15 protein-coding genes are annotated in these 16389 nt (G+C 67.4%); 5 read left to right on the top strand and 10 right to left on the bottom strand.

Going from position 1 to position 16389, the window contains the following annotated elements:
* Positions 1–10 precede the first annotated feature (10 nt).
* Positions 11–1519, bottom strand: coding sequence for an alpha/beta hydrolase (locus AC5P8D_RS19500; protein WP_495203583.1), 1509 nt, complete (start codon positions 1517–1519; stop codon positions 11–13).
* 238 nt (positions 1520–1757) lie between these two features.
* Here AC5P8D_RS19500 and AC5P8D_RS19495 point away from each other — a divergent pair, with 238 nt between their 5' ends.
* Positions 1758–3356, top strand: coding sequence for a histidine kinase (locus AC5P8D_RS19495; RefSeq protein WP_227199571.1), 1599 nt, complete (start codon positions 1758–1760; stop codon positions 3354–3356).
* Entirely contained in the window at positions 3344–4045 is a 702-nt protein-coding gene (locus tag AC5P8D_RS19490) for a LytR/AlgR family response regulator transcription factor (protein WP_043400767.1), read from the top strand. Before AC5P8D_RS19495 ends, AC5P8D_RS19490 begins: the two co-directional genes overlap by 13 nt.
* A gap of 30 nt (positions 4046–4075) precedes the next feature.
* On the opposite strand, the gene AC5P8D_RS19485 is transcribed toward AC5P8D_RS19490, so the two are convergent.
* The 4 genes from AC5P8D_RS19485 to glnA form a co-directional block, all read right to left on the bottom strand.
* Complete coding sequence (locus AC5P8D_RS19485) at positions 4076–4822, bottom strand: N-acetylmuramoyl-L-alanine amidase (RefSeq protein WP_043400769.1); 747 nt, start codon at positions 4820–4822, stop codon at positions 4076–4078.
* 245 nt (positions 4823–5067) lie between these two features.
* Positions 5068–6495 carry an ammonium transporter gene (gene amt / locus AC5P8D_RS19480; RefSeq protein WP_043400789.1) on the bottom strand — a complete coding sequence of 476 codons (1428 nt, stop codon included), beginning with the start codon at positions 6493–6495 and terminating at the stop codon, positions 5068–5070.
* Positions 6496–6517: 22 nt separating this feature from the next.
* A complete protein-coding gene (locus AC5P8D_RS19475) occupies positions 6518–6856 on the bottom strand; it encodes a P-II family nitrogen regulator (protein ID WP_004134334.1) in 339 nt (112 codons plus the stop codon).
* Positions 6857–7201: 345 nt separating this feature from the next.
* On the bottom strand, positions 7202–8611 hold the full coding sequence (gene glnA / locus AC5P8D_RS19470) for a type I glutamate--ammonia ligase (protein WP_010487206.1): 1410 nt from the start codon (positions 8609–8611) through the stop codon (positions 7202–7204).
* 224 nt (positions 8612–8835) lie between these two features.
* Here glnA and AC5P8D_RS19465 point away from each other — a divergent pair, with 224 nt between their 5' ends.
* The 3 genes from AC5P8D_RS19465 to AC5P8D_RS19455 all read left to right on the top strand — a co-directional run bounded on the left by AC5P8D_RS19465 (position 8836) and on the right by AC5P8D_RS19455 (position 11110).
* Positions 8836–9630 (top strand): undecaprenyl-diphosphate phosphatase, encoded by a 795-nt coding sequence (locus tag AC5P8D_RS19465; protein ID WP_010487209.1) that lies wholly within the window; start codon positions 8836–8838, stop codon positions 9628–9630.
* A gap of 73 nt (positions 9631–9703) precedes the next feature.
* Complete coding sequence (locus AC5P8D_RS19460; protein ID WP_010487212.1) at positions 9704–10531, top strand: META and DUF4377 domain-containing protein; 828 nt, start codon at positions 9704–9706, stop codon at positions 10529–10531.
* Positions 10532–10591: 60 nt separating this feature from the next.
* Positions 10592–11110, top strand: coding sequence for an META domain-containing protein (locus AC5P8D_RS19455; RefSeq protein WP_100064786.1), 519 nt, complete (start codon positions 10592–10594; stop codon positions 11108–11110).
* Between the two features lie 132 nt (positions 11111–11242).
* Here AC5P8D_RS19455 and AC5P8D_RS19450 read toward each other — a convergent pair whose 3' ends face one another.
* The 5 genes from AC5P8D_RS19450 to AC5P8D_RS19430 form a co-directional block, all read right to left on the bottom strand.
* Entirely contained in the window at positions 11243–11854 is a 612-nt protein-coding gene (locus AC5P8D_RS19450; RefSeq protein ID WP_043400774.1) for a YbhB/YbcL family Raf kinase inhibitor-like protein, read from the bottom strand.
* A 10-nt stretch (positions 11855–11864) separates the two neighbouring features.
* The gene (locus AC5P8D_RS19445; RefSeq protein ID WP_043400777.1) at positions 11865–13934 is read right to left on the bottom strand and encodes a tetratricopeptide repeat protein; all 2070 of its coding nucleotides are present in this window, start codon (positions 13932–13934) and stop codon (positions 11865–11867) included.
* Positions 13935–13990: 56 nt separating this feature from the next.
* The gene (locus AC5P8D_RS19440; RefSeq protein WP_495203618.1) at positions 13991–14980 is read right to left on the bottom strand and encodes a YheT family hydrolase; all 990 of its coding nucleotides are present in this window, start codon (positions 14978–14980) and stop codon (positions 13991–13993) included.
* 52 nt (positions 14981–15032) lie between these two features.
* Positions 15033–15824, bottom strand: coding sequence for a lysophospholipid acyltransferase family protein (locus AC5P8D_RS19435; RefSeq protein WP_159359637.1), 792 nt, complete (start codon positions 15822–15824; stop codon positions 15033–15035).
* A 120-nt stretch (positions 15825–15944) separates the two neighbouring features.
* Entirely contained in the window at positions 15945–16379 is a 435-nt protein-coding gene (locus tag AC5P8D_RS19430; protein WP_010487227.1) for a hotdog fold thioesterase, read from the bottom strand.
* Positions 16380–16389: the final 10 nt, after the last annotated feature.

Genomic DNA, 16389 nt, shown 5'->3' with positions numbered 1-16389 from the left:
CACGACGGCCTTATCGCTTGCCGCCCAGCGACTCACTGCTGTGGGTGGCGAACACCGGCGGCGGCACGTCCAGCACGGTGTCGCTCACGGCGCGGCCAGCGAGGAAGTCGACGATGTTGCGGGCGATGGCGGGGTTGCCGGTCCACAGCTCGTTGTGGTGGCTTGCATTGCGCACCAGCAGCGCGTGGCCGTTGCTGAACCCCGGCAGCAGTGCAGCGGCATTGGCCGGGGGCGTGCGTCCATCCAGCGTGCCGCTGATGAACAGCACCGGCACCTCACTGTGTAGCGGCCGGCGGAAGCCCTCACCCAGATCGGCCAGGCCGAGGCCTTCGCCGATGGCCGGGAAGGGGAAGTTCAGCCCGTCGCCGAACAGGCTCTGGCGTGCCTGTGCTTCGGCCAGCGCCCGGCGCTGCGGGCTCTGCCCGGAAGCAACGTCCATCGCCAGGCCCATGGCCGGGAACTGTGCGAACTGGGCGCGCCCGATCAGCACCAGGTCTGCCAGCGGATCGTAGTTGCCGCGCTCGGCCTCGCGCAGCACCAACGGCAGCCATTGCTGGGTGATGCGCTGCCCCAGCATGTTGGCGATGACGATCTGCGCGTCGTACAGGCCGATGGTGACCTGCTTGCCCGCATGCATGTGGCTGCGGCCCTGCCGCGGCTGCTCACGCAGCGCTTGCAGCACGCGGGTGACCGATCCGGCGAGATCGTCGAAGCCGTCTTTGCGCGCAAGCACTGTCAGCTCCTGCAGCAGCGCGTCGCTGCTCAGCGGCAGCTTCAGCGTATCGTCGGGCCCTTCGGACCCCATCAGCACCACGCGCTCCAGACCGGCACCATGCAGGCGTACCGTGGCCAAGGCCAGATGGGTGCCGTAGCTCATGCCCCACAGGCTGATCTTCGGCACGTCCAGCGCGCGCCGCAGGTCGTCGAGGTCACCGGCACTCTCGGCCGTGGTGTAAGCGCCGAGATCGACGCCGGCCTGACGCCAGAACGCTACACACTTCGCCGCCGTGGCCTGCACTGCGGCCAGGGCCGTATCGCGCTGCAGGGGTTGGGCGTCGTCGAAACGTGTTTCATGCGGACATTCCGGCGGCGGCTCGGACTGGCCGGCGCCGCGCTGGTCGAGCAGCAGCACGTCGGATTCGCGCCGCACCTGGTCGAACACAGGCCAGCGCGGACCCCGTGCAGTGTCGATACCGGAACCACCCGGACCACCCGCCAGGTAGACCACCGGTGCCGCGCGGCCATTGCCGGCCGTCGCGCGCAGGCGCACCACATTCAGGTGCAGGCGCGGACCGTCCGGCTCGCTGTGCCGACGCGGCACCTCCAGCGTGGCGATCTCGGCGGGAATATCGCCATGGCCCTTGGTCTGCAGTGTGTAGGGCTCGAATGTCAGCGCCGCCGGACTGGCCTGCGCGGGAAGGGCCGCGGCCAGGGCCAGGCAGAGCACGGCGAGGGTGGCAGCCACGACAGGGCGACGAACCTGGAAACGGCCGGCGGAGGTAGAGGCGCTGCGGGTCATGTTGGGCTCCGATGGAAGGATGTGCACCGCCAGCATCTGCTCCCTCGCCGCGCTGCGGGCGCGTCCATCTGCCGAACGTCTCCAGACGGCAGCCCAATGTCTCCGCGCAGCCGATACGATGGCCGCCATGCAGATCCTACGAACCCTGGCTGTCCTCGTTGTATTGCTTGCGGCCGTCGCCGCGTGGCTGATCGCGACGACGCCCCCGCCCGGAATGGTGCAGCTGCGCGGGGCGGAGATGGCACCTGCGAACCTCGGAGCATCCGGCCCCCTGCCGACGCGACCGGCGCAGGACCTGGCTTGGCAGCCACTGGACCAACGCGCGCTGGCGCGCTGGCGCGGCCCGTACTGGCTGCGCTGGCATGTGCCTGCGCCGGCTGTCGCCGGTGATCACGGCCGCGCCCTGCGACTGTCGCTGCGCGCGGCCAGCCAGCTGTACTGGAATGGCACACCGTGGATCAGCAATGGCGTGGTCGGCCGTACCGCCGAAGAAGAGCGGCCGGGACGCATCGACATCGTCCGCGTGCTGCCGCCTCCTTCGGCCAACGCCAGCGATGAGCTGGTGGCGCTTGCGTCCAGCCAACAGCAACGCTTTGCTCTGCATGGTGCCGATGCGATGGTACTGATCGCGCCTGCCGCCGTGCTGTACGGCCAGGTGATCCTGCCGTGGCTGATCGCCGCGTTCGCCACCGGTGCGCTGGCGGCAGCGTGCCTGTACTTCCTGGCCGTGCTGCGGGGACAGGCGCACAAACCCGGCGCGCGGCTGCTGCTGGCGCTGGGGGTGGTGGGACTTGCACTGCCCGCGGTCGAGGCGTGGCGATCACTGCTGGGCTACACCTACCCGTGGCACGGCGTTCGCCTGGTCGCGCTGCTTGCACTGCATGTCATCGCGGCCGTGCTGCTGCCAGCCTATCTTGCGCGTCGCTTCGAGGTGGTCGTGCCCAAGGCAAGTGGTTTCATCTATCTGGCGCTGATCATGGCCGCGGCCATCGCATTGCCCGGCTTCGACACCCGCTCAGCGGCGGTGCTGCTGTTGAGCCTGCTCGCCTCGGTGTGGGTGCTGCTGCGCACGCCTGCGGGGCAGGAAGACCGATGGCCGATCCTGGCGCTGCTGTCTGCCGGCCTGCTCGCGCTGCTGGTCGCACGCGGCGCCTTCCTTGATGGCCCTTACTTCCTGCTGCTGGCGGTGCTGATGGTGTTCCTGCTACTGCGCCACGCTGCCCAGTTGCAGGCGCTAGACCGGCACAACGCCCGGCTGCGCGAAGAACGCGCGCAGCTGTCGTTGCAGTTGTTGCAACGGGGTATCCAGCCGCATTGGCTGATGAACACGCTGACCTGCCTGCAGGAGCTGATCGAACAGTCACCGATGCGCGCCAGCCGCCTGGTGGAGTCATTGGCTGATCAGTTCGATCGCCTGCGCGACAGCAGCAGCCGCCAGAGCGTACCCCTGCAGGACGAGTTGGCGTTGTGCCGCAGCCATCTGGATATCGTCGGTCTTGCTCTGGACCGGCGCATGATGCTGGACGTCGAGGGCGAGGATGCGGCGATTTCGTTGCCGCCCGGCATCCTGCATGCGCAGGTGGAAAATGCACTGACCCATGCCGGTGCTGTCGCCTGTGCACTGCACCCTTTCCGCCTGCGCGTGCAGCGCGACAACGCGCGCTGGATACTGGAACTGCACAGTGCGCGAGGCTCGGCCCCGCATCGCGGACGTGGCACCGGCACGCGCTACATCGAGGCCAGTCTGGCGGCAGCCAGCCCCGCCGGCTGGAGCTTCGTGCAGGGCATCGACGGTGACCACTGGTGTGGCCGGATCGAGCTGACATGCGCATCCTGATCGTCGAGGACGAGCCGCTGGTGCGACAGCGCCTCCTGCGCCTGTGCGGCGAGGTGGCCGGTGCACGGGCGCGTTTCGATGCGGTGGCCGATCTGGAAGCGGCCGGCGACCGCTTGCAGCGCAGCGTCTACGACGGCCTGCTGCTGGACCTCAACCTTGGCGGCGACGATGGCTTCGAGCTGCTGCGCCGCGCCGTGGCCGGGCGCTACCAGTGCGTGGTGGTGTCGGCACACCGCGAGCGCGCATTGCAGGCGTTCGAACACGGCGTACTCGACTTCGTACCCAAGCCCTTCTCACGCGAGCGCCTTGCCCAGGCGCTGGAACGCCTGCTCGATACCGGTGGCGTCCGCGCCGGTCGCGCGCGGTATCTGGGCATCTGGCGTGCGCAGGGTACAGCGACCGTCGAACTGGCGGACGTGCTGTGGATACGCGCCGACGGCGACTACAGCCAGGTGCGCCTGCGCGACGGTGGCAGTGAACTGCATGACAAATCCCTGGCCGCGCTGGCCAGCGTGCTGCCTGCGGATTTCGTCCGCTGCCATCGTTCCTACCTGGTCAACCTGCGCCAGGTGCGTACCCTGCATGCGGCCTCGGGCAGCCGCTACTGGCTGGTGCTGAGCGACGGCAGCGAGTTGCCTGTTGGGCGCGCGCATGTGGCGGCACTGCGCAGCGAGCTGGGGATGGAGTGAGGCTGCCAGCCATGGGCTGGCACTACTGGCTCATGGGGTCTGCAGCAGCAGTGAATGCAGGATGCGGGCGTCCTCGGCATCCAGCGTCTTCGGCAAGTCGTCGCGGCCACGGAAACGTCGGTGGAAGGCGGCGACGGTGGCTTCGCGGTTGTCCAGCGGATAGCCGAAGCGGGCCAGTGCATTCCACGCATCGAAGCCTTCCGGCGCAGCACCATCCGCAGCGCGCGGCCAGACCCCGAACCCGGCCTCGGCCAGCTGCTGCCAGGGGAAGAAGCGGCTCGGATCCTGCTTGCGCGTCGGTGCCAGGTCGGCGTGGGCGATCACCTGGCGCGGCGGGATGTTCAACCGGGTGGTGAGATCGCGAAGCAGCACGATCAGCGATTCGATCTGCGCCGCACTGAACGGGCTGCGGCCATCGTTGTCGAGTTCGATGCCGATCGAGGCCGAATTGAGATCGGTGATGGTGCCCCAGCGTCCGGCCCCCGCATGCCAGGCGCGGCGCACATCGGCCACCAGCTGGTAGCGATGGCCATCGGCGCCGATCAGGTAGTGCGCGCTGACCGGTCCACCACTGTTGGCCGTGCGCAGCGTGTGCAGGCTCTGCTGCACCGATTTCTGCTCGGTGTGGTGGATGACGATGATGACCGGCGTGCGCGCGTTCTGGTTGGGCGATGGCACCCAGGTGGCGAGCGGGTTGCGGGTTTCCTGCGGCGTGGAGGCGCAGGCGGCCAGCAGCAGGCAGGCCGAGAGCATCAGGGACGTGCGGATCGGGTGCATGGCCTGATTGTGCGCGATCGGGCGCGATGATGCATGCCGCCGTGCCGAGCAAGCTTGGGACCCACCAGAGAGGATGCGGTAGATCCACGCCATGTGTGGATGGGCTACCGGCTGTGCCGACCAACGGTCGGCACCCACCAGAGCAGACCCAGACCCCGTGCCAAGCAAGCTTGGCACCTACCAGAACGAGGACAGTGGAAGTGCCGACCAACGGTCGGCACCCACCTCGTCCATGCACCGCTACTTCAGGCCTCGTAGGCCGATTCGCCGTGCGAGGTCACATCCAGGCCGGTGCGCTCTGCCTCTTCGGTCACGCGCAGGCCGACCACGACCTTGACCACCAGCAGGATGACCGCGGTCACCACGGCCGACCACACCACGGTGAGACCGACACTGACCACCTGCACCCAGACCTGGTGCGCGATATCCAGATCGGCCTTGGTGCCACCCAGCGACTGTGCACTGAACACGCCGGTAAGGATCGCGCCGACGATGCCGCCGACGCCATGCACACCGAACACGTCGGCGGTGTCGTCCACCTTCAGCAGGCGCTTGAGGCCGGTCACGCCCCACACGCAGACCACGCCGGCGACGAAGCCGATGACGATCGCGCCGAGCGGACCGACGGTGCCGCAGGCCGGGGTGATGCCGACCAGGCCGGCCACCGCGCCCGAGGCGGCGCCCAGTGCCGACGGCTTGCCCTTGCTGATCGCTTCCACCAGCGTCCAGCCGAGTACAGCCGCAGCCGTGGCCAGCACGGTGTTGAGGAAGGCCAGTGAAGCTACGGTATCGGCTGCGGCGGCGGAGCCGGCGTTGAAGCCGAACCAACCCACCCACAGCAGCATCGCGCCGATATAGGTGAACGGCACGTTGTGCGGCTTCAGCGCGGTCTGGCCATAGCCCAGGCGCTTGCCGACGAACCATGCGGCCACCAGGCCGGCAACGCCTGCGTTGATGTGGACCACGGTGCCACCGGCGAAATCGATCGCGCCCATCTCACCCAGGTAGCCGCCCCCCCAGACGATGTGCGCCATCGGGATGTAGCTGAGGGTGAACCACAGCGCCGAGAACAGCAGCACCGCACGGAACTTGATGCGTTCGGCGAAGGCACCGACGATCAGCGCAGTGGTGATGCCCGCGAAGGTCGACTGGAAGGCGACGAACAGGTAATCCGGCAGGCCCTTGATCGGCGTGTTGCCGACCGACTCCGGAGTGAAGCCCTTGAGGAAGGCGAATTCGGTGAACGAGCCGAAGAATGGGTTGCCGGCGCTGAATACCGCACTGTAGCCGTACGCCACCCACAGCAGCAGCACCAGCGAGAACACCACCAGGATCTGGCTGAGTACCGACAGCACGTTCTTCGAACGCACCAGGCCGCCGTAGAACAGGGCAAGGCCCGGCACCACCATCAGCAGCACCAGCAGGGTGGAAGTGAGCATCCAGGCCACGTCACCGTGGTCGAACGCCGGGGCCGTTGCTTCGGCAGCGGCAGGTGCTGCGGCCACCGGGGCCTGCAACGGTTCAACCGCTACGGTTTCGCTCGGCAGCGGCGACACCTGTGCCTGGGCATGGGCGCTGCCCGGCCACGCACCGGCGGCGAACGCGCTGAGCAGCATCAACAGCCACACGACATGGAACCGGGCTTGCCACCCGGTGAGAAGGCGCATCTTCATGGGGGAGTCTCCGGAAGGGGGGTTACAGCGCGTCGGCACCGATTTCGCCGGTGCGGATGCGGATGACCTGTTCGACGGCGGTGACGAAGATCTTGCCGTCACCGATCTTGCCGGTGCCTGCCGACGACTGGATCGCTTCGATCACCGCGTCGGCACGCTCGTCGGTGACCACGGTTTCGATCTTGATCTTGGGCAGGAAATCGACGACGTACTCGGCGCCGCGATACAGCTCGGTGTGGCCCTTCTGGCGACCGAAGCCTTTCACTTCGGTCACGGTGATGCCCGACACGCCTGCGTCGGACAGGGCCTCGCGGACCTCGTCGAGCTTGAACGGCCGGATGATGGCGGAGATCAGTTTCATGCGCATGTCCCGATGGTGGATGGGGCCAGCGCGCAGACGCGCGTTGGCATCAGGCAACCCGCGGCCATCAGATGATGGCCGTGGCTGTTGCACCGGACACATACAGGGCCGGGACGGCCGTGCCTCTCTCCTTGCACGACCGACGCGGGAGGGAGGGCGGCCCTGGTCGCGTATCCGGTCTTTCTCTTGCCCCTGGATAAGCGGGCCAAAGGCCCGCGTTCCAATGCAGCGGACCGACAGTCCGCTCTACAACGGCGGGCCTGCGCCCGCCTTGCGGCTCCCCAGCCGCGAGAACGGAAGCGATGGCGGCGGGTGGGAGGGGAAGCCCACCGCCATCGCATCCGGTCAGCTGGCGTAGTACAGCTGGTATTCCAGCGGGTGGGTGGCCGCGCGGAACTTGGTCACTTCCTGCATCTTCAGCGCGATGTAGCCGTCGATGAAGTCATCGCTCATCACGCCACCGGCCTTCAGGAACTCGCGGTCCTTGTCCAGCGCTTCCAGCGCCTGGTCCAGCGAGGAGCAGACCTGCGGGATCAGCTTCTCTTCTTCCGGCGGCAGGTCGTACAGGTCCTTGTCGCTCGGTGCGCCCGGGTCGATCTGGTTCTTGATGCCGTCCAGGCCGGCCATCATCAGCGCGGTGAAGGTCAGGTAGCCGGACTGGATCGGATCCGGGAAGCGCATTTCGATGCGGCGCGCCTTCGGGTTGGAGACCCACGGAATGCGGCACGAGGCCGAACGGTTGCGGGCCGAGTAGGCCAGCATCACCGGCGCTTCGAAGCCCGGCACCAGGCGCTTGTAGCTGTTGGTGCCCGAGTTGGCGAAGGCATTGATGGCCTTGGCGTGCTTGAAGATGCCGCCGATGTACCACAGCGCCAGCTGGCTCAGGCCACCGTAGCCGTCACCGGAGAACAGGTTGGTGCCGCCCTTGGACAGCGACTGGTGCACGTGCATGCCGCTGCCGTTGTCGCCGACGATCGGCTTGGGCATGAAGGTGACGGTCTTGCCATTGCGGTGCGCGACGTTCTTGATGACGTACTTCATGCGCAGCAGTTCGTCGGCCTTCTGCACCAGGGTGCTGAACTTGGTGCCGATCTCGCACTGGCCTGCGGTGGCCACTTCGTGGTGCTGCACTTCCACTTCGATGCCGACCTGTTCCAGGGTCTTGCACATCTCGGCGCGCAGGTCGTGCAGGGTGTCGGTCGGCGGCACGGGGAAGTAGCCACCCTTCACGCCCGGACGGTAGCCGCTGTTGGCGCCGTCGTACTTGGCACCGCTGTTCCAGGCGGCTTCTTCGGAATCGACCTTGAAGAAGGTATTGCCCATTTCATTGGCGAAACGGACCGAGTCGAAGATGAAGAATTCCGGCTCCGGGCCGAAGAACGCGGTTTCGGCGATGCCGGAGGACTTCAGGTAAGCCTCGGCGCGCTTGGCGATGCCGCGCGGGCAACGACCATACGGCTGCATGGTGGCCGGGTCCAGGATGTCGCAGCTGATCACGATGGTCGGATCGGCGTAGAACGGGTCGACGTAGGCGCTGGCAGTATCCGGCAGCAGCACCATGTCCGACTCGTTGATGCCCTTCCAGCCGGCGATCGAGCTGCCGTCGAACATCTTGCCTTCTTCGAACAGCGACGGCTCGATGATGCTGACCGGGAAGGTCACGTGCTGCTCGACACCACGCATGTCGACAAAGCGCAGATCGACGAACTCGATCTGGTTGTCCTTGATCAGCTTCTCAACGTTTTCCACGGACATCGGTACGACCTCGGATGGGGATGAATGCCTGCTGAGGTAGAGCAACGACCGTGCCAACTTTTCGCAGGCTGCAAGTCATTGATTTCAAAAAGGGTGCCCTGAACCGGTGCAAATCGGTGCGCACCAATTGGGTGCACCCAGCACCAGACGCACCCGTTTGGTGCAGCAGGGATCGTCTATCCTCTCGACCTTCTTCCTACCTGCCGCGCGTGCCCGCACTGTCCATGTCCGACCTGCTCTCCGCCCTGCTGCTGGGCATCCTCGAAGGCTTGACCGAATTCCTGCCGATCTCCAGCACCGGCCACCTGCTCATCGCCCAGCACTGGCTGGGTGCCCGCTCGGACTTCTTCAACATCGTCATCCAGGCCGGCGCGATCGTGGCCGTGGTGCTGGTGTTCCGCCAGCGCCTGCTGCAGCTGGCCACCGGCTTGAACCAGCGCGAGAACCGCGAGTACGTGTTCAAGCTGGGCGCGGCCTTCCTGGTCACCGCCGTGGTCGGCCTGGTGGTGCGCAAGGCCGGCTGGTCGCTGCCGGAGACGGTCAGCCCGGTGGCCTGGGCACTGATCATCGGTGGCGTCTGGATGCTGCTGGTGGAGGCCTATACCGCGCGCCTGCCCGACCGCGACCAGGTGACCTGGACAGTGGCGATCGGTGTGGGCCTGGCGCAGGTGGTGGCCGGCGTGTTCCCCGGCACCTCGCGCTCGGCCTCGGCCATCTTCCTGGCCATGCTGCTGGGCCTGAGCCGCCGCGCCGCCGCCGCTGAGTTCGTGTTTCTGGTCGGCATCCCGACCATGTTCGCCGCCAGCGCCTACACCTTCCTGGAGATGGCCAAGGCCGGGCAGCTGGGCAGCGAGAACTGGGCCGACGTGGGCGTGGCCTTCCTTGCCGCGGCCGTCACCGGCTTCGTCGTAGTGAAGTGGCTGATGGGCTACATCAAGTCGCACAGGTTCACCGCCTTCGCCATTTACCGCATCGCGCTGGGCGCGGCGCTGCTGCTGTGGTTGCCGTCCGGCAGCTGAACAGCGCCGGGGCACGGTAACCCCGTTGTCGGCCCTACCCCGTTTCCCCCACGGTTCCCCAAGGAGAATCACCATGAACCGCAAGCTCACCCTGCTCCTCCCGCTGGCCCTGATGGCCGCCTGCAGCCAGACCCCGGCCCCGGCCGGCACCGGCGGCGACGACGTGGCCCCGGCCGCGGCAAAGGCAGCAGACCAGCAGACGCTGGCGCACCTGGACGCGCAGCGCCTGCAGAGCCAGCACTGGCTGCTGCAGCAGGCCACCGCCGCCGACGGCAAGCGCATCGACGCGCTGTTCGCCCGCGAAGACAAGCCGGTCACCCTGGACTTCGCTGATGGCCGCCTGTCGGTCAGCAACGCCTGCAACCACATGGGTGGCGGCTACACACTGGCCGACGGCAAGCTGACGGTCAGTGCGATGGCCTCGACCATGATGGCCTGCACCGACAAGGCGCTGATGGCGCTGGACGAGGCCGTGTCGAGCCGCCTGCAGGGCGAGCTGAAGGCCGAGCAGGATGCCGATGGCAAGCTGACCCTGACCACCGCCAAGGGCGACGTGCTGGTGTTCAACCCGGAACCGACCGCTGAAACCCGCTATGGCGGCGCCGGCGAAACCGTGTTCCTGGAAGTGGCCGCGAAGACCGAGAAGTGCTCGCACCCGCTGATCCCGGACTACCAGTGCCTGCAGGTGCGTGAGGTCAAGTTCGACGACAAGGGCCTGAAGCAGGGTGAGCCGGGCAAGTTCGAGAACTTCTACGGCAACATCGAGGGCTACACCCACGAAGACGGCGTGCGCAACGTGGTGCGCGTGAAGCGCTACGAAGTGAAGAACCCGCCGGCTGATGCGCCGTCGCAGGCGTACGTGCTGGACATGGTGGTCGAGTCGGCCATCGAGAAGAAGTAAGAAAACAGAAGGGCGGCCGCGAGGTCGCCCTTCTTCCATGGGACACCTTGAAGTAGAGCCATGCTCGGCTGGGAAGAAGGCAGTCCAGCATGGCTCGACTCTACATACCCAACCGCCAAGGAGACAGGCATGATTCTTTCCCGCATTTTCGCGCTCCTGCTGGCCACAACGCCTGCCGGCCTCGCGGCAGCCAGTGATGCCAGCGATCTGCAACGCCTACAGGCATACGAGTGGCATCTCACCCACGCAGTCGACGGCAACGGCAAGCGCCTGGATGCACTGTTCATCGCCAGTGATCCGCCCGTCGGTCTGTTGTTCCGCGGCACCAGTGCCAACGTGCTGAACCTGTGCAACGGCATGGGCGGCCCATACACGTTGAAAGACAGCCAGCTCACGTTGGGCAGCATGGAACAGAACCTGAAGGGATGCTTCGGTGCCAAAGGCGAACAGGAAACCGAAGCCAAGCGCAGGATTCTGGGGGCCTCCACACTGATCATGGGTCGCGCGGGGCCGTTGACCCTGCATACCGCACGTGGCGACACGCTGGTGTTCGCGCCGGTGCCACTGAAAAACAGATGAGAAGTGCAGCCGGCAAGGTCGAGCCGGCTCGATCGGGGCTTTATAGAGGCCAGCCATGCTCGACTGGGCGAAAAGCAGGCGAGCATGGCTACAGAAAGCAAAGTCGGGTTTGGCCCGGCCCTGCAGACGCGCTCAACCCAGCGCAGGATTCAATGTGTAGGTACCGTGCAACGCCGCTTCGGCCAGCACGTGGCCGTGCATGGCACGGTACGCATCTGCGGCGGTGAAGCGTGCCGGAAGCTCCAACGAAGCCACGTCCAGCGCAAACACGCGGAAGAAGTAGCGGTGCACGCGTTCGTCGTTGAACGGCGGATACGGGCCGTCGTAGCCCAGATAGTCACCGGCCATGTCCGGATTGCCGGCAAACCAGCCGGTGAAGTCGTTCAGGCCCTGGCGGCTGCCGGCCGGGCCCGCCGGTGCGGTCTTGCCCTTCACCACGAAGGCATCGCTGCAGCTGCCAGCGGCGATCTCCTGCACCGAGGCCGGAATGTCGGCCATCACCCAATGCACGAAGTCGCAGCGCGGCTGGTCGCGCGGCACGGTCATGTCGCTGCGGCCGACCATTTCCGGAACGGTCGGCACATCCGGATCCACGCACACCAGCAGGAACGAACGCGTGCCTTCCGGCGCGCCGTTCCAGGCCAGGTGAGGGTTGCGGTCCGGCGCGAAGCCTGCGGCATCGCCAGCGGCGAACTCGCGGTCGATCGGCGCGCCGTTGGTCAGGCTGTGGCTGCTCAGTTGCATCGGCTTCTCCTTACTCTTCCGGGTAACCCAGGCGCACCGCAATCGGGGTGAGCTTGGCAAAGGCGGCGCTCATCACGTCGCGATAGTTGCGCCAGTGGCCCGGCGGGAAGCGCGGTGCGCCCAGCTGTGCGGCCGGCGGCATCTGCCGCTCGAACAGGCGTCCCAGCAGCTCGGCCATCGCATGCGGATCGTTGCCGATCTGGTCGATGCGCAGCAGCACGTGCGGGTACAGATCTTCCTCGTGCAGGGTGGCAACCTGCGCCAGCGCGCGTGCCAGCCATTCGCTGGCTTCAGCCAGCGAGGTCATCGCCAGCGGTGCGGCGGCGCCGTAGGCCACCCAGTCCAGCAGCATGTCGCGCGGATCACGCAGCACCAGCACCAGGCGCCCCTGTGGCAGCTGCGGGCGCAGCGCCCACAGCAGTGCGTTGTCCCACCACAGCAGCCAGTCGATGACGGCATCACCCTGCAAGCCGCGCACGGGCAGCTGCTCGCGCCAGCGCTGCACCAGGCGCTCCGGGGTCAGCACGCCGGAGGCGAGGTCCTGCAGCGTGTGGTAGTTCTGGAATGCATCATCCGGCGGATTGCTGGTGTAACGGTCGCTGCGCAGCACCGGGCTGGCGGCGGCCAGGCCGGTCGCAACCCGCTCCACGCCCGAACCCGGCGCGCCCCACAGGAAGATCGGCGCGGAGCTGGCATCAGCGTCGATCTCGCCCTTGTCCGGCCAGCTCGGCGGCGCCTTGGCCTGCGGCGGCAGCGGCAGGCGCTGCGGCGCCTGGTCGGCCTGCAGCGCCATCCACGTCTGCAACGCCTGTTCCGGCTGGCCAGCGCGATCCTGGATTTCACCCAGCCAGGTACGCAGGTCGGCGCGATGGCCGTCCGGCGCCCTGTCGATCAGCGCCTGCACGCGGGCGATCGCGGCGACCGGATCACGCTGCAACAGGCCTTCAACCAGGCGGGTTTCGCCGCTGACGCGGCCCGGTTCGAGACTGACGATACGCTCGGCGATGGCTTCAGCCTGTTCGTGTTCGCCCACCATGTCATGCAGGCGCAGGCGCGCTTCCAGGGCCGGCAGATGACCTGGCATCGCGTCCATCCAGCGTTCCACGGTCGCGGCGGCGGTCGGGCTGCCCACTTCTTCCACGGCCAGGCGCGCCAGCCACAGGTCGTGCAGCTGCGGGTGCTGCTCCAGGGCGGCGTCCAGGCGCGCGCGCGCCTCGTCTTCGCGGCCCAGGCGCTGCCAGGACATCAGCAGCAGCTGCAGCACCTGGCGGTCGTCGGGGATCGATTCCAGCAACGGCAGCAGGTGGTCCAGCGCCCGCAGCGGCTGGCCACCGCGCAGCGACAGTTCACCGGCCAGGCGGCGCATCGACGGCGTATCCATGCCTTCCTGCTGCAGGGCGATCTGCATCGCTTCGGCAGCCGCCTCCAGGTTGCCCTGGCGCAGCGCCAGCTGCACCACCAGGCCATGCAGCGAGCTGATGGCCGGGTTCAGTTCCAGCACGCGGCGGAACGCCTGCTCGGCGAAGGCCAGCATGTCCTTGCCCAGGTAGGCGAAGCCCAGCGCGTACAGCACGCGGGTGTCGTTGGGCTGCGCCTGGTTGGCCGCCGACAGCAGCGTCAGCGCACGATCCGGATCGTCACGGCGCAGCGCGATCATGCCGTCGATGGTCAGCAGTTCCGGGTGATCCGGCTCAACGCGCGAGGCCAGCGTGGACAGGCGCTGGGCTTCATCGAAGTCGTTGCGGCCGATCGCCAGGTGCGCCTGCATCAGGTAGGCGGAGAAGGAGTTCGGGTCGAGCCCGGTAGTGCGCGCCAGCGCTTCGTCGGCGCCTTCGTACTGGCGCAGGGCCAGCAGCAGGCCAGCATGCTGCAGGTGCAGCTGGGCGTCGTCCGGTGCCAGCTGCAACGCCTGCTGCAGGGCTTCCATGGCATCTTCGGCCTTGCCCTGCTGCTGCAGCGCAAGCGCCAGCCAGCGGTGGGCGCCGGCCTGGCCGGGTTCATCACGGGTCCATGCCTGGGCCAGCTGCACGGCCTGGTCGGCCTGGTTCTGGCGCAACGCTTGGATGATCTGGTCTTGCATGGCGGTCCGGTTCAAGTGCAAACCCGCATTGTAGCGGTCCGCGCACCGGTGCCGGTTCAGCCCGCCAGCACCTGCTGCAGGCGCTGCGCCACCCAGCGCTCGGAGAAGCCGTCACCCCGCCAGTTTTCCAGGAAGCCGCAGTGGCCTCCCCAGCAGGCGGTTTCCAGGTGCGCCTGGCGCGGCAGCTGCCAATCGCTGAAGGTCGCGTACGGGATCACCGGGTCGTCCTGCGCCATCAGGATGTCGGCCGGCACCTGCAGGGTGGACAGGCGGTCACCGGCAATCGAGTAGCCATCGAAATAGGCCTGCAGCGAGCCGAAGGTGGTGTGCCGTTCGACCAGCCAGGCGGTCAGTGCACGGATGTCCAGTTTCAGCACGCGGTCGTCGCAGTCGCTCAGCTCGGGGAACAGATCGCGCTTGCGGCGCAGCGAGCCGGCCCACTTGCGGCGGAAGTACCAGTCGTACATCGCCGGGCCGTTCTCGATGTTCTCCATGGTCAACGCCGGATCCAGCACCGGGCACACCGAGGCCACGCGCAGCAGCGGCACGCCGGCGGCCGGTGCACGCAGAGCCAGGCGCAGCACGAAGTTGCCACCCAGCGAATAGCCGGCGGCCACCAGCGGCAGCTGCGGCCAGCGCTGGGCGATGTCGCCTGCGGCGTGCACCACTTCATCGATGAGATTGGAGTGGAAGATGCCGGGATTGAGATGATGGGTGTTGCCGTGGTCGCGGAAGTTCAGCCGCACCACGTCGAAGCCCTGCTCGATCATGCGCGCGGCGGCCATGCGCATGTAACTGGATTCGGCACTGCCTTCCCAGCCATGCAGCAGCAGCGCGACACCCTTCGGCTCGCGGCCTTCGACATGACTGTGCCAGCCCTGCAGGCGCACGCCATCACCGCCATCGAGGATCAGCTCTTCGCTGACTGCACCGGTGGCCGCCAGCAGCAGCAGGCCGCGCTGCAGGCGCATGCGGCTGGAACTGAGCATCGACTGCAGGTGCGGATTGCGCAGCCAGCGCGGCGGCTGATAGTCAGCCGCATGCAGCGTCGGCGTACCGGCGTCCAGGACAGGTGGCGGTATCAGGGCCACCGCACCCTCACTGCGTGCTCATGGCCGCCACGATGCGCGCGCGCGAGGTTTCCGCGATGCGTCGACGGCCTTCCAGGTCCTGGGTACCGATCGGCTCCAGGAAATGCACTTCGGTATGCCGCGCCGGCTCACCCAGCAGGCGCAGGAAATTGGCGGCGAAACTCTCGCCCGGGCCGAACGCGACGATGGTCTGTGCGTCGCCCTTCATCCCGTACACCAGCGCCACCGGCTGCACCGGCACGCCGGTTTCAACCGCGGCCTGGAAGATGCGGGCATGGAACGGCCCCACTTCGTGGCCACCGCGGGTGCGCCCTTCCGGGAACACACCGACCGCCTTGCCGGCACGCAGGCGATCGGCCATCACCTGCATCACCCCACCGAGCGATTCGGTGTTGCCACGCTGATGGAAGATGGTCTGGCCGCGCGCGGCGAGCCAACCCACCAACGGCCAGCTGGCGATCTCGCGCTTGGCAACGAAGCCCATCATGCGCTGGCTGTGCAGGATGGAGATGTCGACCCAGCTGACGTGGTTGGCGACGAACAGAACGGCACCGGGCAAGGGCTGGCCCACCCGTGACAGGCGGAAGCCGAAGATCCACATCAGCCCGCCCTGCCACCAGTTCACCACCTTCGCGCCGAAGGTATCCTCGCCCACGCGCAGCTCGCCCCACGGCGGAAGCATGCCGAGCAGGATCAGCGGCAGGAACACGGTGATGTGGACCAACAGCAGCGGTACGCGGTACAGGTAACGGCACACACGCGCCACGCCGCCACGGGGGGCCGGAGTGGGGGAAGTCATCCGCGCACGATACCGGAGCGCCGCGGCAGCTGCCAGCCGATTTAGGCCATAACCGCCATTGACCGGGGCAATCGGCGGGGAACGCTGGGTTCTGCCGCCGTCAACACGCCCGATGGGGGCTCAACCGTGGCCGGCGGCCACCACCGCCAGGGTCAGCCGCGAGATGCACACCAGCCGGCCCTGCTCGTCCTCGATGCGGATTTCCCACAACTGGGTACTGCGGCCCACGTGCAGCGCGCGCGCGGTGCCGGTGACAGTCCCCGAGCGCACCGCACGCACATGGTTGGCGTTGATTTCCAGGCCCACGCAGATCTGCTTTGCGGTATCCACGCACAGGTTGCCGGCGCTGCTGCCCAGGGTCTCGGCCAGCACCACCGAGGCACCGCCGTGCAGGATGCCGTAGGGCTGCCGGGTGCGCTCGTCCACCGGCATGGTGGCCTGCAGCCAGTCTTCGCCCGCGGCGCTGAAGACGATGCCCAGCGACTCGATCGCCGTATTGCGGCTGAGCGCATTGAGCTGCTCGATGGAAACAGCTTCGCGGAACACCTGGGTCATGCGGGCACCT

The sequence above is a fragment of the Stenotrophomonas sp. YJH_SMC_101-4 genome, from assembly GCF_059370395.1.
The sequence above is the reverse complement of the archived record's forward strand: the minus strand, read 5'-3'. Positions and strand labels throughout refer to the sequence as shown.

Excerpts from the sequence above, each read along its gene's own strand:
- AC5P8D_RS19500 (WP_495203583.1), bottom strand. The coding sequence starts at position 1,519 with ATGACCCGCAGCGCCTCTACCTCCGCCGGCCGTTTCCAGGTTCGTCGC.
- AC5P8D_RS19495 (WP_227199571.1), top strand. The coding sequence starts at position 1,758 with ATGGCACCTGCGAACCTCGGAGCATCCGGCCCCCTGCCGACGCGACCG.
- AC5P8D_RS19490 (WP_043400767.1), top strand. The coding sequence starts at position 3,344 with ATGCGCATCCTGATCGTCGAGGACGAGCCGCTGGTGCGACAGCGCCTC.
- AC5P8D_RS19485 (WP_043400769.1), bottom strand. The coding sequence starts at position 4,822 with ATGCACCCGATCCGCACGTCCCTGATGCTCTCGGCCTGCCTGCTGCTG.
- amt (WP_043400789.1), bottom strand. The coding sequence starts at position 6,495 with ATGAAGATGCGCCTTCTCACCGGGTGGCAAGCCCGGTTCCATGTCGTG.
- AC5P8D_RS19475 (WP_004134334.1), bottom strand. The coding sequence starts at position 6,856 with ATGAAACTGATCTCCGCCATCATCCGGCCGTTCAAGCTCGACGAGGTC.
- glnA (WP_010487206.1), bottom strand. The coding sequence starts at position 8,611 with ATGTCCGTGGAAAACGTTGAGAAGCTGATCAAGGACAACCAGATCGAG.
- AC5P8D_RS19465 (WP_010487209.1), top strand. The coding sequence starts at position 8,836 with ATGTCCGACCTGCTCTCCGCCCTGCTGCTGGGCATCCTCGAAGGCTTG.
- AC5P8D_RS19460 (WP_010487212.1), top strand. The coding sequence starts at position 9,704 with ATGAACCGCAAGCTCACCCTGCTCCTCCCGCTGGCCCTGATGGCCGCC.
- AC5P8D_RS19455 (WP_100064786.1), top strand. The coding sequence starts at position 10,592 with ATGCTCGGCTGGGAAGAAGGCAGTCCAGCATGGCTCGACTCTACATAC.
- AC5P8D_RS19450 (WP_043400774.1), bottom strand. The coding sequence starts at position 11,854 with ATGCAACTGAGCAGCCACAGCCTGACCAACGGCGCGCCGATCGACCGC.
- AC5P8D_RS19445 (WP_043400777.1), bottom strand. The coding sequence starts at position 13,934 with ATGCAAGACCAGATCATCCAAGCGTTGCGCCAGAACCAGGCCGACCAG.
- AC5P8D_RS19435 (WP_159359637.1), bottom strand. The coding sequence starts at position 15,824 with ATGACTTCCCCCACTCCGGCCCCCCGTGGCGGCGTGGCGCGTGTGTGC.
- AC5P8D_RS19430 (WP_010487227.1), bottom strand. The coding sequence starts at position 16,379 with ATGACCCAGGTGTTCCGCGAAGCTGTTTCCATCGAGCAGCTCAATGCG.